Raw genomic sequence first — 25,856 nt, forward strand, 5'->3', positions numbered from 1 at the left:
ATCGACGGCAAAGCTCCGAAACGCTCCAGTTCCCGCTGTCATAATCCGAAAGCATCCGAACCCGCTCTTCCATCCGACAAGTCTCGTTAAACGGCATCAAAAGGTCCCCCTCAGATGCCAATCTAACTGTCGACAATCATCCCGGTCTAATCTGTCGACAATCTACCCGGTCTGAACCTGCGGGTTGCCCCTCACCCTAGCCCTCTCCCCGCGCGCGGGGAGAGGGTTAGGGTGAGGGGCAAATGCCGCGAACACAACCTTCATCCCTGCCACCTGCCCTCGCGCTTCATCGTCTCGATCTCTCGGATCGCCCTCTCGCGCTGACGCTCCCGGCGGATGATCTCGCCGACGGCCGCATCGTCGGATTTGTCGGTGTAGCGGAACTCGCTATCCGCATAGCGGTTGATTTCCTGCAGCACCATGTCGATGGTGATCGGGCCTCGCAGTTGCTCGATCATCGCCTTCTTCTCGTCGTAGGACCTATGCATGAACGAGCCGGCGTCCCGGAACCAGTCGTCGGGCAGTTCGACGTCCATGGCCCTCAGCTTGACGGCATCGGTGATGTTCCTGATGGCGCGCCCGGTGAAGCGGGGTTCCGCCTCCTTGATCATGTGCAGATACGCGCCCACATCGGCGAGCGTGGCGATCTTGCCCTTCTCCTTCTGATACCGCTCCCAGACGGCGGCAAGCCCCTCCTCCTGCGGTCGCGCATGCGCGGCATAGGATTGCGAGACGGCGCGCTTGATCTCCTGACCGGCGTAGAGATCGTGCTCGCCGAGCGGGATCTTGTGGTTCTTGCCGACGAGCAGCGCGAAGATGTCGATGTAGTCGTCCTCCGTCTGCGGCCCGTCGACCAGCCAGCGCGCACCGGCCCGCTGGCGCAGCGCGTCGTCGACATTCTCGGGATAGTTGGAGAACATGCCGAAGGTGCAGTTGCCGCGCACCACCGTCGAGGCGCCGGCGAAGCTCTCCATCAGCACTGCCGTCACCTCGTGCTGACCGGCCGAGGCACGGTCGTCGGAGCGCTTTGCCGCCACTTGGTCGACATCGTCGATCGTGCCGAAGCCGATCACCCGCGGGTTCACGACGTTGTTGACGAATTCCTTGCAGTTCTGGCCCGATTTGCCCTGATAGGAGGAAATCTGGTCGACGCCGAAATTCTCGTAATGGAAGGGATAACCGGCGATGCCGCAATATTCGTGCAGCATGCCGGCTAGCATCTGGATCAGGATCGTCTTGCCGGTACCGGGCATGCCGTCGCCGATGAAGGTGAAGAGAAAGCCGCCGAGTTCGACGAAAGGGTTCATCTGCCGGTCGAAGTCGTAGGCCATCAGCATCTTGGCGAGCTTCAGCGCCTGGTACTTGGCGATGTGATTGCCGATGATCTCCTCGGGCTTCTTGAAGGTCATCACCAGCGGCTTGCGCTTCTGCCCCGGCGCGACGTCGAAACCGTTGAGCGTAAAATCGTCCTGGTCGAGCCGGATATGCACGCTCTCGAAATTCTGCAGACCGGTGAAACGCGCCTTGCGCGCAATCAGACCCTCGATCGCGATGCGGGAAAAGGCCCGGGCTCGTGCGACCAGCGCGAGCTCGTCCGGCGCACCGGCGATGCTGCGGTCGAGACCGGCGACCATGGTTTTCAGCGCATCCTGCGGCGTGTCGAAAAGGAAATGCGGCTCCGCGGCATCGTCCACCGGCTCGCCCTCTTCCTGCAGCGTCGCGCCGAGATAGGCGGCAAGCGTGAAGGCGGCGATATAGGCCGAAGCGGAGAGCAGCGCTTTGAAATGAGCCGCATCCTCGCCGGTAAGCGGCGCGGTGGCGTTACGCGCCTGCAATTGTTCAAGGTTCGTCTGCCGCGCGAAGACATCGGCAACAGCCAGCGCCACCTGGATGCCGCGACGGGTGCGATAGAGCACCGAATGCTGCGCCGGCGACAGGAGCGGGTCGGCGCTGCGAACCGCCTGGATGGTGCGCGCGAGTTCGACCTCGCGGCTGCGGCGCTGACCGCCGGTCGATACCGTCGAGACGAAACGGCGCCCCGTCCCTGCCAGCGGCGTGGCGGCCGCGCCATCGTCCCGCTCGATAACGGCAAGCTTGGTGACCAGGCTCTGCGCCACCGCCTGATGTCTGGCGATCTCGTCCTCATGCAGCGTCGTCAGCCCTGTGTTCAATGCCATGGCTCAGACCTCGCTCACCACCTGGTTGCCGGATATGACATGCACCTTGTAATCGCCGAAGACCTGGGCGGCCTCGCCGGAGGCATAGAGCGCCTGGTACGCGTCGTGCGGCACCAGTGCATGCTTCTCATACGCGCTTACCCCCATGCGCGCCGCCTCCAGATCCGTGGTGTCGATGTGGAACTCCTCCTGCGCCTGGGTGGAGGACCAGAAGCCACGCGTTGCCGGCCGCTCCGCCTTCGAGAAGACCTCCTGCACCGTCCAGGTGAGCAGCCACGCATTCTCGGTCTTGCGCACCCTGGAGAGAATGTCGTTGACCCTCGCATTGTTCTCGGTGATGCCCGCCGAATAGAAGGGGCCGAGCACGATCCGGCGAAGCTGCTTCGGATGCAGTTCGGGGAAGTCCCTGTCGAGATTTGTGGCGATCGTCGCCGGCGTCAGCGAATAGGCGCTGTTCTTGGAGGCGAAATCGTCGAAACGGCTTGCGAGCTCCGGATTGAGCAGGCCACCGACCGGCAGCGGAATCTCGACTCCAGGATTGAGCTTGCCATCCTCGGTCACCAGCATCTCGACGATATTCTCCGAGGAATCCTCGATCGTCGCCATATAGATCATCGGCAGCGTCTGACTGCCGTCGAACGCGCCCCAGGAAACGACGTAATAGGGCCGCATCGTCTTCGGATTGACCGCGACCCGGATCGTCTCCGGCAGGATGAACGGCGAAAAGATATCCCCCTTGCCGATCTGCTCCAGATAGAGCCTTTCGGCCATGCGAACCTGAAGCGCCTCGGGGAACGCCCTCTGCCTCAGGATGAAATCGACCATTTCCTCGCGCAGCGCATCGGCGGAAGGAATGCTCGCAAGCCGCTTCTCCGCATTCTGCCGGTCGTTTTCGAGTTCCAGCACGTTCTGGAAAACCGGAAAGCCGCTTTCGGCGCGCGAGATGCGAAACTGTTCGACGAAACCGATCCGGTTTTCCCAGCAGGCGATCGAGGCTTTCAGCCGGGCAAGATAGGGACCGATGACTTCGCCGACGACGCTGTCGCGGTAAAGCGGCGAATTGCGGTCTCCGAGGAAGAGCTCGAGCCCTGCGAGCGCCGCCCGGACGGAGCCGAAATATTGCCTGACGGCCGAAGGAATGGCGGTATTCATGGCAGCTCTCCCGGCAAATGCCGAAAGGCGGTCGCAGATCGGATCATTGCCGCCTTGCCGATCACTGCTTCACATAATTTGCTGCATTATGCTTGTCCATCACCGTCTGGAAGCGGCGCGCGAAGGCGTCGTCGGCGAGTTTCTTGCGCCGCTGGATATCCTGCGTCGCGAGCATGTTCTTTTCATGCATCTCGAGCAAATCGCCGATGTGGCGCTGTGCGGCCGCGCCGATCCCGGCCATGGTCTCCTCGGCGGCCGTGTCCACCCGACTGCCGAGCGTGTTGATCTTGTGCGCCACGTCCTGCTGCGCAGCCGTCTTCAACGAATCTTCCAGTGCCTTGTAGAGAACGATGCGCTGTTCCGTGTCGATGGTAAGCTTGTTGATCAGCGTGTTCTGGGCGGCGATCTGGTTGTTCAAAGAATCGACGAAGGTCTGGAACATGGCCGTGTAGCGCTCGAGCGTCTGGCTCTCGGCCAGAAGCTCCTGTTCCTTCGCCTGCTTTTCATTGTATTCGGTCGCAAGCTGCGAGCGTTCGCCTTCGAGGTCGGTTCGGGTCTTCTGGTCTGTCGAGGCGGCGATCCTGTTCTCGATATCGAGCAGCAGCGGGTTGAGCTCTTCGATCCGCTTCTGAGTCTGTTCCAGCGCAGCCATCGTGCCCTTGCGGCGCTCGATCACCTGGATGAGGCTCTGCTCGGAGGTCTTGTAGCGCTGGTCGAGAATCGCCTTCTGGTCCTTGAGGATGCCGACGATGGTATCCGATTTCGACAGCAGTTCCTGCAGGTTGCCGGCAAGCGACATGTTGCGCACGCGATCGGTCCGCAGCCTCTGCATCTTCTGCTTCGAGAAGATTCCGATGAACTTCTCGTAGCCGGTGTAGCTCTTCATGCTTTCGAACTCGGCACCGAAGACGTTGGTGGCGTCCTCCAGTCCGATGATCAGATCGGCGATGTTGGCTTCCATCACCTTCTGCTGGTTGACGACGTCCTGAATGCGGGCGTTCTCGATATCGAAATTGACGTCGCCGAGCTTGGTGTCCGCCTTGGCGAATTGCTCGAGAACGACGCCGGACTGCTCGAGCTTGCTGCGCATCTCCTTGACGACGGTTCTGGTCTTCTCGATCTCGGTGTCAAAATTCTGAAGCGTCGCCATTGCCTTCTCCCCTAAGCCAGCCAGCAGTGCGAGCGGACTATTTCAGCCCTTGATTGCACTTATATAAAGGATGTTTAGCACGGATCGACAAGGGCGGTGGCCGCTTTTTCGAGCGCACGACAGTAGGGCCGGTGCATCGCCGCCGGCCGGCTTGCGCGTCACCCTTCGTGCATCCGGTCTTCCCAATGGCGACGACAATAGGAGACGTATTTCTCATTGCCGCCGACATCCACCTGAGCGCCCTCCCGCATGACCTTGCCGCGGCCGTCGAGGCGAACGACCATCGTTGCCTTGCGCCCGCAATGGCAGATGGTCCTGACTTCGCGCAGCTCATCCGCGATAGCGAGCAGAGCCATGGAGCCGGAGAAGAGCTTGCCCTGGAAGTCCGTCCTCAGGCCATAGGCCATGACCGGAATGCCGAGGCGATCCGCCACACGCGCCAACTGCCAGACCTGATCTTCACCGAGGAACTGCGCCTCGTCCACGAAGACGCAGGCGATTTCACCGGAGCCGTCGCCGTTCAGGCGCTCGATCAGCGCATGGAGATCGTCCTCGCTGCGGAAGGGGATCGCCCCCGATTCCAGCCCGATGCGAGACGCGATGCGACCCTGGCCGGCGCGGTCGTCGAAAGCTGCGATCAGCATCACGACGCGCATGCCGCGCTCCTGATAGTTGTAGGCGGCCTGCAGGAGCAGCGTGCTCTTGCCCGCATTCATCGTCGCATAGCTGAAATAAAGTTTGGACATGGTCCCATCTCCGGACATCGTGCCCGCTACATGACGGGGCACGCGTCCGATGACCAGAGCATCCCGCAGCGACTCACAGATTTCCGAGAGGGCGCACATGCGATGGCCCGCAAGTCCTGCTCGCATCGGGGGGGGGGGCGGTATTTCGCGGGCATTGCGACATCAGGCGTCGCTTTGTGCATCCCGTTAATGTACTGAGGCAATACACTTCTTTAAACGCCGGGGCGCTTGAATTCGCGCTTCATTGGTGTTTGGCTAACGCTTCATTGGTGTTTGGCTAAAAAAAGAACACAAGGCAGGGGAACGACGACGATGATAAGGACGCTTTCTCTCAAATTCACGCTGGCGGGAGCCGTTTGCATGGCAACCCTGACCGCCGGAAGCGCTTTTGCAGCCGAACCGGAAAGCTGCGGCACGGTCCGCTTCTCCGACGTCGGCTGGACCGATATCACAGCGACCACGGCGACCGCGACGACCATCCTCGAGGCGCTCGGCTACGAAACGGACGTGAAGGTCCTGTCTGTGCCGGTTACCTACACATCGCTGAAGAACAAGGACATCGACGTCTTCCTCGGCAACTGGATGCCGACCATGGAAGCGGATATCGCCCCCTACCGCGAGGATAAATCCGTCGAGACGGTGCGCGAAAACCTCGCAGGCGCGAAATACACGCTTGCGACCAATGCCAAGGGCGTGGAACTGGGCATCAAGGACTTCAAGGATATCGCAGCCCACAAGGACGAACTCGACGGCAAGATCTACGGTATCGAGCCGGGCAATGACGGCAACCGCCTGATCATCGACATGGTCGAAAAGGGCACCTTCGATCTCAAGGGCTTCGAAGTCGTCGAATCCTCCGAGCAGGGGATGCTGGCGCAGGTCGCCCGCGCCGAGAAGTCCGGCGACCCGATCGTCTTCCTCGGATGGGAACCGCATCCGATGAACGCCAATTTCAAGCTCACCTATCTTTCCGGTGGCGATGACGTATTCGGCCCGAATTACGGCGGCGCGACGGTGCACACCAATGTGCGCGCCGGATACACGACCGAATGCCCGAACGTCGGCAAGCTTCTCCAGAACCTTTCGTTCTCCCTCCAGATGGAGAACGAGATCATGGGCAAGATCCTCAACGACGGCGAAGACCCGGAGAAAGCTGCGGCCGCGTGGTTGAAGGACAATCCGCAGAGCATCGAACCCTGGCTTGCGGGGGTCACGACCAAGGATGGCGGCGACGGACTGGCCGCGGTCAAGACCGCCCTCGGCCTCTGACCGGCGGCAGATCACGCGTGGCATTTTGAATTGCTGCATGTTCCGTGCTCAAATCGGCTCGATATGGGAAATGCAGTGAGGCGGGGAAACACCCCGCCTTTTTTCCACCGGTCTTTTGACCTGAGTGTTGACCCTGGCAAGAGGGACCCTGTTTCGTGGAATTCCTGACTGAAAACCCCATCCCGATCGGCGCCTGGGCGAAGTCTTTCGTCGACTGGCTGACGACGAATTTCAACCTGTTCTTCGACCAGCTCGCCAACGTGCTTTCGGCGATCATTTCGGTCCTGCTCTACATCCTCCAGACGCCGCACCCGCTTATCATCATCGCCGTCGTGACGGCGCTCGCATGGTGGTTCCGCCGCTCCCTCGGCATTGCCGCCTTCACCTGTCTCGGGCTACTCCTGATCGTCAATCAGGGCTATTGGCAGGAGACCACGGAAACGCTGGCGCTGGTTCTTGCGGCAACCTTTGTCAGCATGGCCGTCGGCGTGCCCCTCGGCATAGCTGCGGCGCGCCGTGCCTGGATCTACTCGATCATGCGGCCGATTCTGGACCTGATGCAGACGATCCCCACCTTCGTTTACCTCATTCCGGCGCTGATCCTTTTCGGACTCGGAATGGTACCGGGGCTGATCGCCACCGTCATTTTCGCCATTCCCGCGCCGATCCGGCTGACGCGGCTCGGCATCATCTCGACGCCGCCGGCGCTGGTCGAGGCCGCCGAATCCTTCGGCGCGACGCCCTGGCAGGTGCTGCGCAAGGTCGAACTGCCCTTCGCCATGCCGCAGATCATGGCAGGCCTGACCCAGACCATCATGCTGTCGCTCTCGATGGTGGTGATCGCAGCGCTCGTCGGTGCCGACGGTCTTGGCGTGCCCGTCCTCAGGGCGCTGAACACGGTGAACATCGCAAGGGGATTCGAGTCCGGTCTCTGTATCGTCATTCTCGCGATCGTTCTCGACCGTCTTTTCCGCTCGTCCGATGAAGGAGAAGGCGCATGACCGACGCCGTCATTTTCAAGAATGTCGACATCATCTTCGGCAAAAACCCGCAGATTGCGGTGCAGATGGTCGACCAGGGCAAGACGCGCGACGAGATCGGTGCCGCCACAGGCCTAGTACTGGGCGTCGCCGGCGCTTCGCTGACCATCAATGAAGGCGAGATCCTCGTTCTGATGGGGCTGTCCGGCTCCGGCAAATCGACGCTGCTCAGGGCCGTCAACGGCCTCGCGCCGGTGGTGCGCGGCGAGGTCGAGGTCAAGACCGCGAACGGATCGCTGAACCCCTATCGCTGCAACGCCAAGTCTCTGCGCGACTTCCGCATGCATACGGTCTCGATGGTGTTCCAGCAGTTTGCGCTTCTGCCGTGGCGAACGGTGGCGGACAATGTCGGCTTCGGGCTCGAACTGGCCGGCGTTGCCGATGCCGAACGAAGAAAGCGCGTCGGCGAGCAGCTTGAACTCGTCAACCTGGCCAAGTGGGCGGACCGCAAGGTCAACGAGCTCTCGGGCGGCATGCAGCAGCGGGTCGGCCTCGCAAGAGCCTTCGCGACCGGCGCCCCGATCCTGCTGATGGACGAGCCGTTCTCGGCTCTCGATCCGCTGATCCGCACGCGCCTCCAGGACGAACTGCTCGAATTCCAGCGGCGGCTGAAAAAGACGATTCTCTTCGTCAGCCACGATCTCGACGAGGCCTTCCGTATCGGCAACCGCATCGCCATCATGGAAGGCGGAAGAATCATCCAGTGCGGGACGCCACAGGAGATCGTGAAGGAGCCGGCAAATCAGTACGTGGCCGATTTCGTCCAGCACATGAACCCGATCACCATGCTGACGGCGAAGGATGTGATGCAGACCGGCGTCGGGCGAGCCGCCGCCAGTACCGGCGTTTCGGCAACGGCCAGGCCCACTACGCCGCTCGTCGATATTCTCGACGCCATGTCGCGTCAGCCGGGCAGCATAGGTGTGGTCGACAACGGCTCCGTCGTCGGGACCATCGACGCCCAGAACATCGTCGAAGGATTGACGCGCCACCGCAACAAAAGTTGAAGCGGCACGCTGGCCCGCCGGAAGGAGTCGATCATGAGCGAGAAACCCAGTGTGCTGCGCGAGACGGACGAGGAAGCACGCAAGCTCGCCCGGGTGCTTCTTCGTTCGGCGAGAAGCGGCGCGCTTGCCGGGATCGAGCCGGGGAGCGACGGTTTTCCCTTCGTCAGCCGTGTACTCGTCGGCATCGATATCGACGGAACGCCTGTCATCCTCGTGTCGCGGCTGTCGACGCATACTCAAGCGCTCACGGCGGACCGGCGCGCTTCGCTGCTGACCGGTGAGCCGGGCAAAGGCGACCCGCTCGCCCATCCGCGCCTGACGGTCCAGTGCGAGGCGGAGGCCGTCCCGCGCGATTGCGCGCTCCACCTGCGTCTTCGCGAACGATTCCTTCGCCGGCACCCCAAGTCCAAGCTCTATGCCGATTTTCCGGACTTCGGCTTCTTCCGTCTCAACCCGCTTCGGGCAAGCCTCAATGGCGGCTTCGGCCGCGCCTATGTGCTGACGGCGGAGGATCTCGCCATCGCTTCGCCGGCCGCTGCCGCCATCGCGGAAATGGAAGGCGGCGCGATCGAGCACATGAACGCCGATCACGCCGAAGCCGTGCGATATTATGCAACCACTCATTGCCGCGCACCGGAAGGCGACTGGAAGATCGTCGGCATCGATTCGGCAGGGCTCGACCTGTCGGACGGCGACCGTCTGCGCCGCCTGGAGTTCGAGACGCCCCTTGCCGACGCGGCCGAATTACGGCCAATTCTAAAAAAACTTTACCGTTAATCGCATCTTAGCTACCCCCATTTCTTGCAGGGGGTGGTTGCCCTTTTATGCATCACGGCTAATTATCGTGCTTCATCAATCATAACTACGTGTGATGAATTCTCGCATGGAGCACACGATGCAGCCTCTTCCGCCTGAAAAACACGAGGACGCCGAAATAGCAGCCGGTTTCCTTTCGGCCATGGCAAATCCGAAACGCCTGCTCATCCTGGACTCTCTCGTCAAGGAGGAAATGGCGGTTGGCGCCCTGGCCCATAAGGTCGGGCTGAGCCAATCGGCTCTTTCTCAGCACCTCTCGAAGCTTCGTGCGCAGAATCTGGTCAGCACCCGTCGTGACGCACAGACGATCTACTATTCGAGCTCGTCCGGCGCCGTGTTGAAGATTCTGGGCGCACTATCCGACATCTACGGCGAAGACACCGATGCCGTGGACGAAAAGCCTCTCGTTCGCAAATCGGCGTAACCTCCCAGCACGTCCGTCGACCGAACAGCATGCCTCATCAAGCCCCGCCGATCCGATCGCGGGGCTTCATTTTTGGCGGGCGAGCAGGCCTTCTCCGTCCTGTCGCAGACTGGCCCGCAGCATCGTGCTACATGATCGTGCCATGAACCTTGAAAGCGAAATTCTCATTCTCACCGGGCCACCCGGCTCCGGAAAGACCACGACAGCGCAGGCGCTCGCGGCAGAGCCAGGATCATCGAAGGTCCATCTTCACTGCGACGACTTCTGGCATTTCATCAAAAACGGGGCGATACCGCCCTATCTGCCCGAAGCTCACGAACAAAACGCCGTCGTTGTCGACGTGTTGACGAAAGTGGCCGCAACCTACGCACATGGCGGCTATTTCGTCATTGTGGACGGCATCGTCGGACCGTGGTTCCTGGAACCATTCAGGAAAATCACGGCACCGCTCCACTACGTCGTTCTGCGTCCGCCGCTCGATGTCGCCATCCGGCGTTGCCAACAGCGCGGCGGGGACACATTGACAGACCCGGTGCCCATCGCGGCGCTTCATCAGCAGCTCTCATCGCTCGGCTCCCTCGAGCGGCATGTTCTCCCGACCGAAGGACACACTCGGGAGGACACGCTGAGTGCCGTGATCCAGGCCGTGGAAAGCGGATCGTTTCGCCTGGCTTGACGCCCATCGGCGGGCTGATAGTTTGACCAACGGGTAAAGAATCCGCCCCGGCAAATCCAGATTGCCGGGGACTCGACGAGGAGGAAAGACATGTCCAACCGCCTGAACACCACGCCCAACGACCTCAGAGCCTTCTGGATGCCCTTCACCGCCAACCGGCAGTTCAAGAAGGAACCGCGGCTGTTCGTCGGCGCCAAGGACATGTACTACACCACCCATGACGGGCGGACGGTTCTCGATGGAACTGCAGGGCTCTGGTGCGTCAATGCAGGTCACTGTCGTCCGAAGATCACCGAGGCGATTCGCGAACAGGCGGGCGAACTCGACTACGCGCCGGCCTTCCAGCTCGGCCATCCGAAAGCCTTCGAGCTCGCAAACCGGCTGGTCGACATCGCGCCCGAGGGCATGAACCACGTCCTCTACACCAACTCAGGATCGGAATCGGTCGATACCGCCTTGAAGGTGGCTCTCGCCTACCACCGCGCCAAGGGCAATGGCTCGCGCTTCCGCCTCATCGGCCGCGAGCGCGGCTATCACGGCGTCAATTTCGGCGGTATTTCGGTCGGCGGCATCGTCGCGAACCGAAAGATGTTCGGCACGCTGCTGACGGGCGTCGATCACCTTCCGCACACGCATCTGCCTGCCAAGAACGCCTTTACCCGCGGCGAGCCCGAGCACGGCGCCGATCTCGCGGCCGAACTCGAGCGCATCGTCACCCTGCATGACGCCTCGACGGTCGCCGCAGTCATCGTCGAGCCCGTCGCCGGCTCGACCGGTGTTCTCATCCCGCCGAAGGGCTATCTCCAGAAGCTGCGCGAAATTTGCACCAAGCACGGGATCCTGTTGATCTTCGACGAGGTCATCACCGGCTACGGCCGCCTCGGCACGCCCTTTGCCGCTCAATATTTCGACGTGAAGCCGGACATCATCACCACGGCCAAGGGGCTTACCAACGGCGTCATTCCGATGGGCGCGGTCTTCGTGACATCGGAAATCCACGACGCCTTCATGACCGGGCCGGAACACCTGATCGAGTTCTTCCACGGCTACACCTATTCGGGCAATCCGATCGCCTCGGCCGCGGCGCTTGGAACGCTGGATACCTACAAGGAAGAAGGGCTGCTGACGCGCGCGGCCGAACTTGCGCCCTACTGGGAGGAGGCGCTGCACTCGCTGAAGGACTGCCCGCATGTCATCGACATCCGCAATATCGGGCTGATCGGCGCGGTCGAACTCGAGCCGATCGCCGGCGAGCCGACAAAGCGCGCCTTCTCCGCCTTCCTCAAGGCTTACGAGAAAGGTCTGCTGATCCGCACTACGGGCGACATCATCGCATTGTCGCCGCCGCTGATCATCGAAAAGCAACAGATCGACGAGCTTTTCGACAAGCTGCGCGACGTTCTGAAGAACAATATCTGAGGCATTCCTGCCAAAGGCAAAATCCTTTCCCCGGATACGGGGAGAGGGTTATTGTCATGAAATCAATATCAAGGACGAGGTGCACGCATGTCCGAAGCGCTGGAGCGTCTCATCGATCAGGGCGTCGGCCGCGAGCCGGCGGACATCGTGCTCAAGGGCGGGCGGTTCTTCGATCTGGTCACCGGCGAGCTGGTCGCCTCCGACATCGCCGTTTCGGGCGAGCGGATCGTCGGCACCTGCGGCGACTACCAGGGCCGTGAGGAGATCGACGTTACCGGCCGCATCGTCGTTCCCGGCTTCATCGACACGCATCTCCACATCGAATCGTCGCTCGTCACCCCGCACGAATTCGACCGCTGCGTGCTGCCGCTCGGCGTCACCACTGTTATCTGCGATCCGCACGAGATCGCCAATGTGCTCGGCACCGAAGGCATACAATATTTCCTGGATTCGGCGACAGAGACGATCATGGACATCCGCGTCCAGCTCTCCTCCTGCGTGCCGGCGACCCATCTGGAAACGTCCGGTGCCGACCTGCCGATCGAGCGCCTCACGCCCTTCCGCCACCACCCGAAGGTGATCGGCCTTGCCGAGTTCATGAACTTTCCCGGGGTGGTCAACAAGGATCCGGTTTGCCTCGCCAAGCTCGATGCCTTCCAGGACGGTCATATCGACGGCCATGCCCCCCTTCTCCGCGGCAAGGAACTGAACGGCTATCTCGCCACGGGGATCCGCACCGATCACGAATGCACGAGCGCGGAGGAAGCGCTCGAAAAAATACGCAAGGGCATGCACATCCTCGTTCGCGAAGGTTCCGTTTCCAAGGACCTGCAGGCCCTCATGCCTATTCTCACCGAGCGGCTGTCGCCCTATCTGGCCCTCTGCACCGACGACCGCAATCCGCTCGATATCGCCGAGCAGGGCCATCTCGACCACATGATCCGCACGGCCATCGCCGCCGGCGTCGAGCCGCTCGCCATCTATCGCGCCGCTTCGATTTCCGCCGCGCGCGCCTTCGGCCTGCGCGATCGCGGCCTCGTGGCACCTGGCTGGCGCGCCGACCTCGTCGTCGTCGACAGCCTGGAAAATTGCAAGGCCGAACTCGTCCTCTCCGCCGGCCGGCGCGTTACGGATGCTCTCTTCGCCGGGCGCAAGCCGGTCGAGCCGGTGGGGCTCGACAGCGTCAAGGCACGCGAGGTCAAGGCTGCGGACTTCGGCCTCCCCTACAATGAAGGCGAGACTTCGGTGCTCGGCGTTCTGCCCGGCAAGATCATCACCGAACACCGCCGATATCGCCTGCCCGCCGAAGGCAACCGGACCGGCGTCGATCTCGACCGCGACATCATCAAGGTCGCCGTGATCGAGCGCCACGGGGTCAATGGCAATCATGCCAATGGCTTCGTCCAGGGCTTCGGCCTGAAAAAGGGCGCGATCGCCTCCACGGTCGGCCACGACAGCCACAATATCTGTGTCGTCGGCGTGAGCGAGGAGGACATGGCTGTCGCCGCCAACCGGCTCGGCGAGATCAAAGGCGGCTTCGTCGTCGTCGAGGACGGCAAGGTCACCGGCGAGATCGCCCTGCCCGTCGCCGGCCTGATGAGCCTAGAACCGCACGAGCGCGTGCGCGATACGCTACACCATCTGCGTCAGGCCGCCTTTGCGCTGGGCGCCACGCTGGAAGAGCCCTTCCTGCAACTCGCCTTCCTGCCGCTGCCGGTGATCCCGCATTTGAAGATTTCCGACCGCGGGCTTGTCGATGTGGACAGGTTCATGCTGATCGGGTGAGGGTCGAGGCGCGGCATTCGCTGACGCAGCCGCACCTCGACTCCACTAGCGCAACCTTCCGCAGAAAACGTCGAGCGCGGCGAGACTGATCGCATTATCAGCGAAAACCGGTGCAAAACCGGGCATGGGATGCGGCTCGGCGACGAGCGTCGTCGGAAGGTGAAACGTCTGCGGCTCCTGGGTCAGGTTGAAGACGAACAGCAGCCGCTCGCCTTCCTTTTCTCTGGTGAAGACCAGAAGGTCCTGGTTGGTGCCCAGGAAGGTCATGTCTGCGTCGACCAGCGCGGACTGCGCCCGACGGAACGCAAGGGTCTGGCGATAATGCTCGAGCACCGATCCTTCGACGCCCTCCTGTGCATCCACCGCCAGCCTTCGGTGCCCGTCGCGCACCGGCAACCAGGGAGCCCCTTCCGAAAAGCCGGCATTCGTCAGCTCTCGTTCCCAGACCATCGGGGTCCGGCACCCGTCGCGTCCGGCGAAGGCCGGCCAGAAGCGGATGCCGTAGGGGTCGCGCAATTCTTCGAAGGCAAGCTCCGCCTCCGGCAGGCCGAGTTCCTCTCCCTGATAAAGGCAGATGGTGCCCCGCAGGCTGGCAAGCAGCGAGATCGCAAGCTTCGCCACGCGCTCCCGGTCGGCCTCGCGCGGCGCGAAGCGGCTGACATGACGCATGACGTCGTGATTGGAGAAGGCCCAGCAGACCCAGCCGTCCGTCACCGTTGACTGGAAATTCTCGACGCAGCGGCGGAAGTGGCGCGCGGTGAATTCCGGCCCGAGCAGGTCGAAGGTATAGCACATGTGCAGCTTGTCGCCGCCGCTCGTATAGGCGGCAACCGTCTGCAGCGAGCGTGACCCGTCGCCGACCTCCCCCACCGTCGCACGGCCGCCATATTCATCGAGCAGCGCTCGAAACCGGCGCAGGAAACCGAGGTTTTCCGGCTGCGTCTTGTCATAGAGGTGATCCTGCATGCCGTAGGGATTGACCTCCGGAGCATCGCGGCTCGTTGCATCCGGATCCGGCACCAGCGGCGGATTGTCCCGCAGAAGCTTGTCGTGGAAATAGAAATTCGCCGTATCGAGCCTGAAACCGTCGACCCCGCGGTCGAGCCAGAAGCGGACCGTCGCGAGCACCGCCTCCTGAACCTCCGGGTTGTGGAAGTTGAGGTCCGGCTGCGACGACAGGAAGTTATGCAGGTAATATTGCCGGCGCACCCCGTCCCATTCCCAGCCCGGACCGCCGAAGATCGAAAGCCAGTTGTTCGGCGCCGTTCCGTCCGGCTTCGGGTCGGCCCACACATACCAATCCGCCATGGCATTGCTCCGGCTCGAGCGGCTTTCGACGAACCAGGGGTGGCGGTCGGATGTATGCGAGATCACCTGGTCGATGATCACCTTGAGCCCCAGCCGATGGGCCTCCGCCAGCATCTCGTCGAAATCGGCGAGCGTCCCGAACATGGGATCGACGTCGCAATAATCCGAAACGTCATAGCCCATGTCGGCCTGGGGCGACGTGAAGAAGGGCGAAAGCCAGATGGCGTCGACCCCGAGCGAGGCGATATGGGGAAGCCGCCGGGTGACACCGCGAAGGTCGCCCATTCCGTCGCCGTCCGTATCCTGGAAGGAGCGCGGATAGACCTGATAGATCACCGCTCCGCGCCACCAGTTTTCGTTCGATCCAGATGCCGCCGGCATGCGCAGCTCTCCATGGTTGGTTCAGCAACCCAGATTTATCTTCACCGCTTCTTCGAGTAAACGCCGCCGTCAACATTCGCTTGCTCGCGCAGTGACATGCGCTTAATTCGGATCAGCGGAAAGGGAGGACTGAATGACGGGCAAACTGCTTTCGATCGGCGAATGCATGGTGGAGCTCATGCAGGCGGAAGGCGACATGCTGCGCAAGGGCTATGCCGGCGACACCTTCAATACCGCCTATTACGCCCGGCTCTTCCTGCCGGCGGACTGGACGGTCGATTATTTCACGGCCGTCGGAACCGACACGGTTTCGGACGAGCTGCTGGCCTTCATCGAGAGCACCGGCGTCGGCGCGGCGCACATCCGCAGGATCGAAGGGCGAACGCCCGGCCTCTATATGATCCACCTCAAGAACGGCGAGCGCAGCTTTTCCTACTGGCGCTCGACTTCCGCTGCGAAACTGCTCGCGGACGATCCCGATCGGCTCCGGACGGCGATCGAGGCGGCGAATGTGGTGTTCTTCTCGGGAATCACCCTGGCGATCCTGTCGCCGGAGGCGGCAGAAACATTGCTTGCGGAGCTTCGGCGGGCAAAGGCGGGCGGGCGGCAGGTCGTCTTCGATCCGAACATCCGGCCACGCCTTTGGGACGACGCCGCACGGATGCGCGCGACGATCGAAGCCGGTGCGCGGGCGGCAACGATGGTGATGCCGAGCTTCGACGACGAGGCCACGCATTTCGGCGATGCATCCGTGGAAGCGTCGATCGAGCGCTATCGGGCACTCGGCGCCGAAAACGTTGTGGTCAAGGATGGTGAAAACGGCGTCACGCTCGATTTTACGGGTGAAGACCGGGTTCACGTTCCCGCCTCGCAGGTTTCCGCCGTCGTCGATACGACCAGCGCCGGCGACAGCTTCAACGGCTCCTTCCTCGCCCGCCTTGCCAGCGGCGACAGTCCCGCCGATGCCGCGGCCTTCGCCGCCCGCGTTGCAGCCGCCGTGATCGGTCACCATGGCGCGCTGATCGGACGGGACAAGCTGCCGCGGGGTTAAAGCGCGATCCGGGTGAAGGTGGCAGCAAGCCCCCTGCCGGGCGGAGGGGTACACTATGCGCTTCGTGCCACCGCTTCCCGCCGGAACCCCTTGCTCGCGACCATGAGATTGCGCGTATATTCCTCCGCAATGCGGCCGGCGACGAGGTCGGCCGAGGTCAGCCGCTCCACAACGCGGCCGTTCTGCATCACCGCCAGCCGTTCGCACATATGAGTGACGACGCCGAGATCGTGGCTCACCATGATGAAGGTCAGGCCGCGGTCGCGCCGCACCTCTTCGAGGAGGTTCAGCACTTCCGCCTGCACGGACGCGTCGAGCGCCGAGGTCGGCTCGTCCAGGAGCAGGATCGAGGGTTCCAAGATGAGGGCGCGTGCGATCGCGACGCGCTGGCGCTGGCCACCGGAGAGCTGGTGCGGATAGCGGAAGCGGAAACCGGATCCGAGGCCCACCTCGTCCAGGGCCTTCAGGATGCGGCGCTCGCCGTCGCCGATGCCGTGGATCGCCAGAGGCTCCATCAGCTGCCGGTCGACCGTCTGGCGCGGATGCAGCGACCCGTAAGGATCCTGGAACACCATCTGCACCGCCCGATAAAAGGCCTTGTCACGACGCGTGCCACGAACCTCGCGGCCTGAAACCCGGATCGTTCCTTCACTTGCCGCGGTGAGGCCGGCGACGGCGCGCAGCAGGGTGGACTTGCCCGAGCCGGATTCGCCGACGAGGCCGAAGGACTCGCCCTTCGCGACATCCACGCGGACGGCATCGAGCGCCTTGAACTCGTCGAAGACGACGCTCAGATTTTCGACGGATACGGCCTCGGTCATAGCGCCCACTCCGGTTTGCGGTCGAGCACCGGCAACGGATGGCGATCCGACCCGATCACCGGCATGCAGTTCAGGAGACCTCGTGTATAGGGATGCTTGGCATTGCCGAGTTCCGAAGCGGCGATCTCCTCGACGATCCTGCCCGCATACATCACCAGAACGCGGTCGCAGAAGGAGGAGACGAGGCGCAGGTCGTGCGAGACGAAGATCAGCCCCATGCCGCGTTCCGCCACCAGCTTGTCGAGGATCGCGAGGACTTCGAGCTGAACCGTCACGTCGAGCGCCGAGGTCGGCTCGTCTGCGATCAGGAGTTCCGGCCCGGCAACCAGCATCATGGCGATCATCGCCCGTTGTCCCATGCCGCCCGAGACCTCGTGCGGATAGAGGTCGAAGACGCGGGAAGCATCGCGGATCTGCACGGCCGCGAGCATGTCGAGCGCCCTCTCCCGCGCTTCCGCGCGGCCGACCTTCTCATGCCGCCGCAAGGTCTCGACGATCTGCCGTCCAATGCTCATCACCGGGTTCAGCGAATATTTCGGATCCTGCAGGATCATGGCGATGCGCTTGCCACGCAGGTCCCGCCGGAGTTTTGGGGAGGCCGAAAGAAGATCGATCCCTTCGAAGGCAAGCCGTTTCGCCGTCACTTCCGCGTGCGGCGGCGTCAGCCCCATGATGGCACGGCCCGTCTGCGACTTGCCGGAGCCGCTTTCGCCGACGATGCCGAGGCGCTCGCGCCCGAGGGTAAAGGAAACCCCGCGAACGGCCTCGACAACCCCGGTGCGCGTCGGGAACCGGACCCGGAGGTCCTCGACTGTCAGAAGCGCGCTCATTGGCCGCTCTCCCGAGGATCGAGCGCATCGCGCAGCCCGTCACCGAGAAGGTTGAAGCCGAGGCTGACGATCAGGATGGCGATGCCGGGCATGGTCGCCACCCACCACTGGTCGAGGATGAAGCGCCGGCCGGAGGCGATCATGGCGCCCCATTCCGGCAGCGGCGGTTGCGCGCCGAGGCCGAGGAAGCCGAGGCCCGCGGCCGTCAGGATGATGCCGGCCATGTCGAGCGTCACGCGGACGATCAGCGACGACATGCACATGGGCATGACATGGCGGAAGACGATGCGCAGGGGCGAGGCGCCCATCAGCCGCACAGCGGCGATGTAATCGGAGTTGCGCACCGTCAGCGTTTCGGCGCGGGCGATGCGCGCATAGGGCGGCCAGGAGGTGATGGCGATCGCGATCACCGCATTTTCGATCCCCGGGCCGAGCGCCGCGACGAAGGCGAGCGCGAGCACGAGCTTCGGAAAGGCGAGGAAGATGTCGGTGATGCGCATGAGGACCGCGTCGACCCACCCGCCGGCATAGCCGGCGACGGCGCCGACGATCAGGCCGACCGGTGCCGCGATGACTGCGACGAGAAGGACGACGAGGAGCGTCAGCCGCGAACCGTGTATCAGCCGGGAGAGAATATCGCGGCCCTGGTCGTCCGTGCCGAGCAGGTAGCCTTCGCTGCCGGGCGGCAGAAGCCGCGCGCCGGCGAGGTTTCCGATGACCGGAGAGTGAGGCGCGAGCGCATCGGCGAAGATCGCAACGAAAACGAGTGCCAGCAGAATGCAAAGGCCGAGCACCGCAAGCCGGTTGGCGGAGAAGCGCCGCCAGGTCATATAGGCACGGCCGAGCCGAGCCTGGGTCCGCGACTGCGGGCGATCTGAAAGCAGCCACTCGCGGCGTGTCATCGGGCGTGTTTCGGTGGCAAGGCTCATCGGGCGCGCGTCCTCGGGTCAAGCGTCCGGTAGAGAAGATCGGACAGGAGATTGATGGCGATGAAGACCGATCCGATGATGATCGTGCCGCCGAGAACGGCATTCATGTCGGCATTCTGCAGTGAATTGGTGATGTAGAGGCCGAGCCCCGGCCAGGCGAATACGGTCTCCGTCAGGACCGACCCTTCGAGCAGGCCGGCATAGGAGAGCGCGATCACCGTCACCAGCGGCACCGCCGCATTGCGCAGCGCGTGCGTCCATATGATCCGCGCCTCCGAAAGGCCCTTGGCTCGCGCCGCAACGATATATTCCTGCTGCAGCTCGTTCAGCATGAAGCTGCGGGTCATGCGGCTGATATAGGCGAGCGAGAAATAGCCGAGCAGCGAAGCCGGCAGGATGATGTGCCGGAAGACGTCGCGGAAGACGTCCCATTGGCCCTGCCAGGCCGAGTCCAGGAGGTAGAAACCGGTGGCCGGCGTGAAGCTGTATTCGTAGACGATATCGATGCGGCCGGGATAGGCGACCCATTGCAGCCGCGCATAGAAGACGAGCAGCGCGAGCAATGCCAGCCAGAAGATCGGCACGGAATAGCCGACGAGGCCGATGACGCGAACAACCTGGTCGGCGATGCTGCCGCGCTTGACGGCGGCGAGAACGCCCAGCGGCACGCCGATGAATGCGCCGATCAGGGTTCCGAGCGTCGCGAGTTCCATGGTGGCCGGAAAGACGCGGCGGATATCCGCCATGACCGGATTGGTGGTCAGCACCGAGGTCCCGAAGTCGCCGGTGAATGCTTGCCGGCAGTAGATGAAGAACTGCTGGTAAAGCGGCAGGTTGAGCCCCATCGCCTCGCGCGTGCGTTCCACGACGTGATTCGGCGCCCTATCGCCGAGAACGGCGAGCACCGGATCGATCGGGATGACGCGGCCGATGAAGAAGGTGACGGCGAGAAGGCCGAGATAGGTGGTTGCCACGACGACGAGAAACTGCAGTACCGCGACAAACGCCTTCCGGGAACGGGCGCGCCGGCGCCCGCTCATGGGTTCAATTCCGCTCATGCTCAAGGGAACGGTCCTTTCGACTATTCCTTGGATACGTTCCAGACGTAGTTGGTGTCGAAGCTCGGTCCGAGCTTGAAGCCCTCGACGTTGCCGCGGAGGCCGGCGACCTCCGTCTGCTGAAAGATCAGGATGAAAGGACTATTCTCGAGAACCGTCTTCTGCAGCTCCTTGTAGATATCGGCGCGCTTGGCGCTGTCGCGTTCGAGGAGCGCGTCCTTGGTCTTCTTGCTGAGTTCCGGAACGTCCCAGGCGTTGCGCCAGGCGAGCGTCTTGTTCGTGCCTTCGTCGGAATTGTCCGGATTGTTGGTGAAGGTATCGGCATTGGAGTGCGGATCGAAATAATCCATGCCCCACTGACCGATATACATATCGTGGTTGCGGGCGCGGTACTTGGTCAGCGTCTGCTTGCCGTCACCGGGAATGATTTCGAGCTTCACGCCCGCCTCGGCCAGCGTCTGCTGGAAAGATTCGGCAATGCCGGTCACCGGCTGGGTGTTGCGCACATCCATCGTGACCGTGAAGCCGTCGGGATAACCCGCCTTCGCCAGCAGTTCCTTCGCCTTGGCAACGTCGAACGTGTAGGGGTTCTCGTTGAGAGCACCAAGCACGCCCTTCGGCAGGAAGCTCTGGTGAATCTCGCCTATGCCCTTGATCAGCGTCGAGCCGATCGCGTCATAGTCGACCAGATACTTGAAGGCCTGCTGCACCTCGGGTTTTGCCAGCGTCTCGTTCTTCTGGTTGAGACTGATGTAGTAGACCGTGCCCTTCGGCGCGCTCGCCATCGCCAGATCGGCATTCTTGCCGACCGCCTCGTAGTCGCCCGGCTCGAGGTTTCGCGCCACGTCGATGTCGCCGGCTTCGAGCGCCAGCCGCTGGCCGGAGCTTTCCTTCATGTGACGGTAGATGACGCGGGCGAGTTTCGCCGGTTCGCCGTAGAAGTTTTCGTTGCGCTCCAGAACCACGACTTCGTTTGCGCGCCATTCGCGCAGCTTGAACGGGCCGGATCCGGCATAACCGGTCTTCAGCCATTCATTGCCGAAGTCGTTGTCGTATTTGTATTCGTCGCTCGGCGTAACGGATTTCACGTGCTCGAGCACGAGCTTCTTGTCCACGACGGAGGCGACGGTCGCCGTGAGACAGTTGAGCACGAAGCTCGGCGCGTAGGGCTGGTCGACGGTGAAGACGAAGGTCTCGGCGTCGGCGGCCTTCGCCTTTTCCGTGACGTTGTCGCCGGTGAGGCCGAACTGCGTAAGAATGAAGGCCGGGCTCTTGTCGAGCTTGACGGCGCGTTCGAACGAATAGGCGACGTCCTCGGCGGTGATCGGATTGCCGGAGGCGAATTTCATGCCGGACTTGAGCTTGAACGTATAGGTCAGGCCGTCATCGGAGACCGTCCAGCTTTCGGCGAGGTCGCCGATGACCTTGGACGTGTCGTTGAGATCGAGCCGAACGAGCAGGCTGTAGGTATTGCTGGTCATCTCGGCGGTCGACAGCTCGAAAGCTTCGCCCGGATCCATGGTGATGATGTCGTCGAACGCGAATCCCTCGACCAGCGTATCCTTCGGCGTTTCCGCGAAGGACGGCTGGGCCGCACCCATTGCCATGGCGAGTGCCGCCGAGGCGGCAAGAACTCGAAAACGTCCGTTGAGCTTGTGCATCATATCGCGCTTCCCTCTTTTAACCCTTCTCGGGCTTTTCTTCATGATGATCAGGCAGAGTTGTGCCACGCCTGACCCAGAACTCTCAGCCAGTTCTCCCGGCATATTTTCGCCAGGTCGGCGTCACCATATCCGGCGTCTTCCAGCGCGGCAACGAGCTTCTGATTTCCCGCCGCGTCGGCGATTTCCTCGGGGATGGTCGCGCCGTCGAAGTCCGATCCGAGCGCCACGCAATCGATACCGATACGTTCGACCAGATAGTCGACGTGGCGGACCATGTCGGAAAGCGGCGTCGCGGCGTTCTCCTGCCCATCGGGGCGCAGCATCGTCGTCGCATAGTTGAGGCCGACGATGCCGCGGCTCTCGCGGATGGCGTCGAGCTGCCGGTCGGTCAGGTTACGGGCGACCGGCGTCAGCGCATGAACATTGGAATGGCTGGCGACGAGCGGCTGGTCGGTCGTCTTGGCCACGTCCCAGAAACCCTTTTCCGTGATGTGCGCGAGGTCGATCAGAATGCCGAGCCGGTTGCAGGCGCGCACGAGTTCGAAGCCGGCTTCGGTAAGGCCGGCCCCCGTATCGGGCGACATGGGGTAGGCGAAGGGAACGCCATGACCGAACACGTTATGGCGGCTCCATACGGGGCCGAGCGAGCGAAGTCCGGCGGCGTGGAAGGTCTCCAGCGCCGCGAGGTCGGGCCCGATCGCCTCGCAGCCCTCCATATGCAGGACGGCAGCAAACACTTCGTCAGCCATTGCCGCGCGTATCTCTTCAACCGAACGGCAAAGCCGCCAGGCGCCCGCGCGGTCGAGCTTGAACGCGATGTCTGCGAGCTCCATGGCGGTCGCGAGCGACGGCAAGTGGTCGAGCGGCGCCGCCATGGGCGTCGCGTAATGGCCATTCTCATCCGGCGTCTTGAGCACCAGATCGCCGGACGGGACGTAAATCGCACAGAGGCCGCCTGCGAGACCGCCTGCCTTGGCGCGCGCCGCATCGATGTGGCCCTTATCGGTGCCTTCCGAAAACTCGGCCACCGGGTCGGCACCGCCGCGTGCATGTTGCCAAAGGCGCAAAAGCACATCGTTATGGCCGTCGAAAACCGCCTGCATTCCCAAATTTCCTTCGTTATATCAGGGGGATCGGATGGGACATCGCCACCGCGCGTCCGGACGGAGACGAAAGGCGATGCTATTGAAACGGATTGCGCATTTCAATGAATATCCGGGAATTTCAGTGGATAGGCTGTAGCGAAAACTTGCAGGAAGCCGGCCGCGATCGTCCCCGCGATCAATGGAAGGTGGATTTCGAGAAGAGGTTGAGAACCAGCACGCCGGCGATGATGAGCCCCAGCCCGAGAATGGCCGGCAGATCGAGCTTCTGACCGAAAACCACGTAGCCGGCGATCGAGATCAGCACGATGCCGAGGCCGCTCCAGAGCGCATAGGCGATGCCGACCGGGATGTAGCGGAGCGCATAGGAGAGGAAGAAGAAGGCGACCGCGTAGCACAGAACCATGAGCACGGTGGGCGTCAGCCGCGTGAAGTGCTGCGCCGCCTGCATGGCGGACGTGCCGAGCACTTCGAAGACGATGGCGATCACCAGAACGGTGTAGAGCGTGGCGGGATTCACGGAACGTCTCCGATCGAAGTATGGGAAAGCGGCACGGGTCTGCCCTCTATTCCAGCGAAAGCGCGTTGAGCTTCTGAAGCAGGATCGCCCTGGTCGACGCTTCGATGTCGTGGCTGCGCATCAGATCCGACAGCCAGACGCCATCGGCGGCGAAGCGGGCGAGCAGGCAATTTGGCGAACTGTCCGTCGCGGCGAATTGCGCGGACCGGCGCGCCACCCATTCGCGCCAACGCTCCTTGAGGTGCGGCTCGGCCAGGAGCGCAATGGTCAGCATCTGCCAACCTTGCGCCTCCGCATCGAGCGCGAAACAGACGCCGAGATAAGCACGCGTAAAGCGTCCCTTCTCGACGTCATCTCCGGCCATCGCCTCGTCGAGGGCGCTGTCGAAACGCACGACGAGGTCATCGAAGAGGGCGTCGAGCAGAGCCAGCTTGTTCGGGAAATGGTGCAACAGCCCGCCTTTGCTGACACCCGCCGCCTGCGATACGGCGTCGAGGGTGACCGCGGCGATGCCCTGCTCCAGCGACAGGCGTCCCGCGACCTCCAGCAATTGCCGGCGGACGCGTTGCGGCTGCTTCTTTCTTGAAGGCGCGTTTGTCATAGCTCATAAACATACCGTCTGGACGGTTTGTCAAGTGGCTTTCCTCGGGGCGATGTTCGTCGCGCGGGAAGGCAGTCGACGATGTCTGCCGCGCCGAAAAGCCGCAAGCGAAGGAATGGCAAGCCATTGCCCGCACGGGTCGCGCGCTGTACCAATCCCGGCGAGGAATGTGACGATGACGGAACCGCAAACGACGACGCTTTACGAGGCGATCGGTGGCGACGCCACCGTGCGCGCCCTGACGCGGCGCTTCTACGAACTGATGGACAGCCTGCCCGAGGCGGCGAACTGCCGCGCCATCCACCCGCCGGATCTGACCGGCAGCGAGGAAAAGTTCTACGAATATCTGACCGGATGGCTCGGTGGACCGCCGATCTATGTGCAGAAACGCGGCCACCCCATGCTGCGCCGCCGGCACTTCATTGCCGGGATCGGGCCTGTCGAGCGCGACGAATGGCTTCTCTGCTTCACGCGCGCACTCGAAGAAACCGTCTCCCACCCGAAGCTGAGGGAGATCATTCTGGAGCCGATCACCCGGCTCGCCCATCATATGCAGAACAAGGAATAGCCAGGATGCCGAACAGCGGACTGCGCTCGACCATGCTTTTCGTCGCCGGCCTCATGGGCCTCTTCGGCGTCGCGAGTGCCGCCGCCGCTTCGCATGGCGACCCGCGTCTTCTCGGCGGCGCATCGGCCATGTGCCTCGCCCACGCACCGGCGCTCGTCGCGCTTCATGCCGGATGGGCGCACTTCCGCACCGCCGCCCTCGCCGCCTTGCTGCTGGCGGCAGGCACGGCACTCTTTGCCGGAGACCTCACCATGCGCCATTTCTCGGGCCACGGCCTCTTCCCAATGTCGGCGCCGCTCGGGGGCCTGACGATGATGGCCGGCTGGCTTGCCGTCGCGATCGGGGCATTCCTGCGCCCGGAAGCGTGAGGAGGACAAGCCCGAAGTACAGGAATTCCAGTAAGAGGGGAGTTTCAGTATGCAGTCGCACATTTTCGGAGGCAGACTGGCCTTCCGGATGAAAGTGAACCGAACCTGTTGAGATTCATTTTGAGTTTATGAGGGCTTCTGCGAGGTTGAAGCTCTGGTCGGTTCGGTCGGCACGCATGGTGATACGCTTGAATTCCTTGAGTACCGACCGTGCGCCACTGCCTGTTTGTCCATTGATCGTAGCCGATCAAAGGACAAAAACATGCAGCAGCTCAAAGTGCTACAGCGACCTTTGCGCGTCTCATAAGACGCGCGACGTCGTAGGTAACTTATCGGAGGACCGCAATCTCTCTCATCCTCATCCCTGTGCTTGTCACAGGGATCCAGCAGCGCCGCGTCTGCGGCGCGGAAAGCGTTTTTTCAGCCCAAGGACTTGGTCTGGCTGGATTCCTGTGACAAGCACAGGAATGAGGAAATCAAACAAGCCGCCGCGGGTTCGCCAAGCATGACGGCGCGGCAGATCAGGCACCCTCGACGACGGTAAAGCCCTCGAACTTCGGGGGACCGAGATACATTGCCTTGTTTTCGCCGGCGCTTCGGTGCGCCGCCCGGAAATTATCGGACTTGGTCCAGGCGATGAAGGCGTCCTTGGTCTCCCAGGCCGATTTCGAAATAAAAGGCGTGTAGCCTTCCTCCGGCACGCTGTCGCCGCGCAGCAGATGGAATTCGATGAAACCCGGCATCTCCGAGAGAGAAGAGTCCCGCGCCTTCCAGACCGCCTCGAAGGCCTCCTCCTGGCCGGCTGCGACACGGAAACGGTTCATGGCGAAAAACATGGCTAGCTCTCCTGTAGCGGGATGAGGAAAGTGTGTGCGGTTTTTCGCCCGCATCCCGCGCCTCAACTATTAGCGCATCCCAATGTTTCATGGAAACACTGGAATGCCCTAACCCTTGGTCCAACGCACTTCCGGACGGAAGCGGTTACACACGTTT

General features: G+C 62.6%; 25 protein-coding genes. 11 read left to right on the plus strand and 14 right to left on the minus strand.

The window, feature by feature from the left end:
* Positions 1 to 260 precede the first annotated feature (260 nt).
* From ACFHWW_RS30025 to ACFHWW_RS30040, 4 genes are all read right to left on the minus strand, one after another.
* Entirely contained in the window at positions 261 to 2,177 is a 1,917-nt protein-coding gene (locus ACFHWW_RS30025) for an AAA family ATPase (protein WP_379942903.1), read from the minus strand.
* 3 nt (positions 2,178 to 2,180) lie between these two features.
* Positions 2,181 to 3,329 carry a hypothetical protein gene (locus ACFHWW_RS30030; RefSeq protein ID WP_275597527.1) on the minus strand — a complete coding sequence of 383 codons (1,149 nt, stop codon included), beginning with the start codon at positions 3,327 to 3,329 and terminating at the stop codon, positions 2,181 to 2,183.
* A 61-nt stretch (positions 3,330 to 3,390) separates the two neighbouring features.
* Entirely contained in the window at positions 3,391 to 4,479 is a 1,089-nt protein-coding gene (locus tag ACFHWW_RS30035; protein WP_379942906.1) for a hypothetical protein, read from the minus strand.
* 158 nt (positions 4,480 to 4,637) lie between these two features.
* Positions 4,638 to 5,225 (minus strand): thymidine kinase, encoded by a 588-nt coding sequence (locus ACFHWW_RS30040; RefSeq protein WP_379942908.1) that lies wholly within the window; start codon positions 5,223 to 5,225, stop codon positions 4,638 to 4,640.
* A gap of 312 nt (positions 5,226 to 5,537) precedes the next feature.
* Between ACFHWW_RS30040 and ACFHWW_RS30045 the strand changes: the two genes are divergently transcribed.
* The 8 genes from ACFHWW_RS30045 (at position 5,538) to ade (ending at position 13,661) form a co-directional block, all read left to right on the plus strand.
* Complete coding sequence (locus ACFHWW_RS30045) at positions 5,538 to 6,494, plus strand: choline ABC transporter substrate-binding protein (protein ID WP_100671859.1); 957 nt, start codon at positions 5,538 to 5,540, stop codon at positions 6,492 to 6,494.
* Between the two features lie 155 nt (positions 6,495 to 6,649).
* Positions 6,650 to 7,495, plus strand: coding sequence for a choline ABC transporter permease subunit (choW, locus tag ACFHWW_RS30050; protein WP_003535852.1), 846 nt, complete (start codon positions 6,650 to 6,652; stop codon positions 7,493 to 7,495).
* Complete coding sequence (choV, locus tag ACFHWW_RS30055; protein WP_338282750.1) at positions 7,492 to 8,541, plus strand: choline ABC transporter ATP-binding protein; 1,050 nt, start codon at positions 7,492 to 7,494, stop codon at positions 8,539 to 8,541. Before choW ends, choV begins: the two co-directional genes overlap by 4 nt.
* A 33-nt stretch (positions 8,542 to 8,574) precedes the next feature.
* Positions 8,575 to 9,318 (plus strand): HugZ family protein, encoded by a 744-nt coding sequence (locus tag ACFHWW_RS30060; protein WP_018095692.1) that lies wholly within the window; start codon positions 8,575 to 8,577, stop codon positions 9,316 to 9,318.
* A gap of 118 nt (positions 9,319 to 9,436) precedes the next feature.
* Positions 9,437 to 9,781, plus strand: a complete 345-nt coding sequence (locus ACFHWW_RS30065; RefSeq protein WP_020487479.1) for a helix-turn-helix transcriptional regulator — start codon at positions 9,437 to 9,439, stop codon at positions 9,779 to 9,781.
* Between the two features lie 142 nt (positions 9,782 to 9,923).
* Positions 9,924 to 10,457 carry an AAA family ATPase gene (locus ACFHWW_RS30070; protein ID WP_379942911.1) on the plus strand — a complete coding sequence of 178 codons (534 nt, stop codon included), beginning with the start codon at positions 9,924 to 9,926 and terminating at the stop codon, positions 10,455 to 10,457.
* Between the two features lie 90 nt (positions 10,458 to 10,547).
* Positions 10,548 to 11,876 carry an aspartate aminotransferase family protein gene (locus ACFHWW_RS30075; RefSeq protein WP_018095695.1) on the plus strand — a complete coding sequence of 443 codons (1,329 nt, stop codon included), beginning with the start codon at positions 10,548 to 10,550 and terminating at the stop codon, positions 11,874 to 11,876.
* A gap of 87 nt (positions 11,877 to 11,963) precedes the next feature.
* Positions 11,964 to 13,661, plus strand: coding sequence for an adenine deaminase (ade, locus tag ACFHWW_RS30080; RefSeq protein WP_379942913.1), 1,698 nt, complete (start codon positions 11,964 to 11,966; stop codon positions 13,659 to 13,661).
* Positions 13,662 to 13,706: 45 nt separating this feature from the next.
* On the opposite strand, the gene ACFHWW_RS30085 is transcribed toward ade, so the two are convergent.
* Positions 13,707 to 15,350, minus strand: a complete 1,644-nt coding sequence (locus ACFHWW_RS30085; protein WP_379942915.1) for an alpha-glucosidase — start codon at positions 15,348 to 15,350, stop codon at positions 13,707 to 13,709.
* A 133-nt stretch (positions 15,351 to 15,483) separates the two neighbouring features.
* Between ACFHWW_RS30085 and ACFHWW_RS30090 the strand changes: the two genes are divergently transcribed.
* Positions 15,484 to 16,401: a sugar kinase gene (locus ACFHWW_RS30090; protein ID WP_379942917.1), complete on the plus strand. Its 918-nt coding sequence runs from the start codon at positions 15,484 to 15,486 to the stop codon at positions 16,399 to 16,401.
* A 53-nt stretch (positions 16,402 to 16,454) separates the two neighbouring features.
* Here ACFHWW_RS30090 and ACFHWW_RS30095 read toward each other — a convergent pair whose 3' ends face one another.
* The 8 genes from ACFHWW_RS30095 to ACFHWW_RS30130 all read right to left on the minus strand — a co-directional run bounded on the left by ACFHWW_RS30095 (position 16,455) and on the right by ACFHWW_RS30130 (position 23,927).
* Complete coding sequence (locus tag ACFHWW_RS30095; protein ID WP_275597521.1) at positions 16,455 to 17,222, minus strand: ABC transporter ATP-binding protein; 768 nt, start codon at positions 17,220 to 17,222, stop codon at positions 16,455 to 16,457.
* On the minus strand, positions 17,219 to 18,052 hold the full coding sequence (locus ACFHWW_RS30100) for an ABC transporter ATP-binding protein (RefSeq protein WP_100671866.1): 834 nt from the start codon (positions 18,050 to 18,052) through the stop codon (positions 17,219 to 17,221). The genes ACFHWW_RS30095 and ACFHWW_RS30100 overlap by 4 nt, the downstream gene beginning before the upstream one ends.
* Positions 18,049 to 18,981 (minus strand): ABC transporter permease, encoded by a 933-nt coding sequence (locus tag ACFHWW_RS30105; protein WP_100671867.1) that lies wholly within the window; start codon positions 18,979 to 18,981, stop codon positions 18,049 to 18,051. Before ACFHWW_RS30105 ends, ACFHWW_RS30100 begins: the two co-directional genes overlap by 4 nt.
* The gene (locus tag ACFHWW_RS30110; RefSeq protein ID WP_033047285.1) at positions 18,978 to 20,039 is read right to left on the minus strand and encodes an ABC transporter permease; all 1,062 of its coding nucleotides are present in this window, start codon (positions 20,037 to 20,039) and stop codon (positions 18,978 to 18,980) included. The genes ACFHWW_RS30105 and ACFHWW_RS30110 overlap by 4 nt, the downstream gene beginning before the upstream one ends.
* Positions 20,040 to 20,062: 23 nt before the next feature.
* Positions 20,063 to 21,703: an ABC transporter substrate-binding protein gene (locus ACFHWW_RS30115; protein WP_100671868.1), complete on the minus strand. Its 1,641-nt coding sequence runs from the start codon at positions 21,701 to 21,703 to the stop codon at positions 20,063 to 20,065.
* Positions 21,704 to 21,750: 47 nt separating this feature from the next.
* Positions 21,751 to 22,806: a dipeptidase gene (locus tag ACFHWW_RS30120; protein WP_379942921.1), complete on the minus strand. Its 1,056-nt coding sequence runs from the start codon at positions 22,804 to 22,806 to the stop codon at positions 21,751 to 21,753.
* A 178-nt stretch (positions 22,807 to 22,984) separates the two neighbouring features.
* The gene (locus ACFHWW_RS30125) at positions 22,985 to 23,326 is read right to left on the minus strand and encodes a multidrug efflux SMR transporter (protein WP_018095705.1); all 342 of its coding nucleotides are present in this window, start codon (positions 23,324 to 23,326) and stop codon (positions 22,985 to 22,987) included.
* A 46-nt stretch (positions 23,327 to 23,372) separates the two neighbouring features.
* Complete coding sequence (locus ACFHWW_RS30130; RefSeq protein ID WP_018095706.1) at positions 23,373 to 23,927, minus strand: TetR/AcrR family transcriptional regulator; 555 nt, start codon at positions 23,925 to 23,927, stop codon at positions 23,373 to 23,375.
* Between the two features lie 175 nt (positions 23,928 to 24,102).
* Here ACFHWW_RS30130 and ACFHWW_RS30135 point away from each other — a divergent pair, with 175 nt between their 5' ends.
* The gene (locus tag ACFHWW_RS30135) at positions 24,103 to 24,495 is read left to right on the plus strand and encodes a globin (protein WP_018095707.1); all 393 of its coding nucleotides are present in this window, start codon (positions 24,103 to 24,105) and stop codon (positions 24,493 to 24,495) included.
* A 5-nt stretch (positions 24,496 to 24,500) separates the two neighbouring features.
* On the plus strand, positions 24,501 to 24,863 hold the full coding sequence (locus tag ACFHWW_RS30140) for a DUF423 domain-containing protein (RefSeq protein ID WP_018095708.1): 363 nt from the start codon (positions 24,501 to 24,503) through the stop codon (positions 24,861 to 24,863).
* Between the two features lie 521 nt (positions 24,864 to 25,384).
* Here the strand turns inward: ACFHWW_RS30140 and ACFHWW_RS30145 are convergent.
* Positions 25,385 to 25,699, minus strand: a complete 315-nt coding sequence (locus tag ACFHWW_RS30145; RefSeq protein WP_100671872.1) for an antibiotic biosynthesis monooxygenase — start codon at positions 25,697 to 25,699, stop codon at positions 25,385 to 25,387.
* Between the last annotated feature and the right edge of the window lie 157 nt (positions 25,700 to 25,856).

It is taken from the genome of Sinorhizobium sp. P24N7, assembly GCF_042436655.1.
GTDB lineage: Bacteria > Pseudomonadota > Alphaproteobacteria > Rhizobiales > Rhizobiaceae > Sinorhizobium > Sinorhizobium meliloti_A.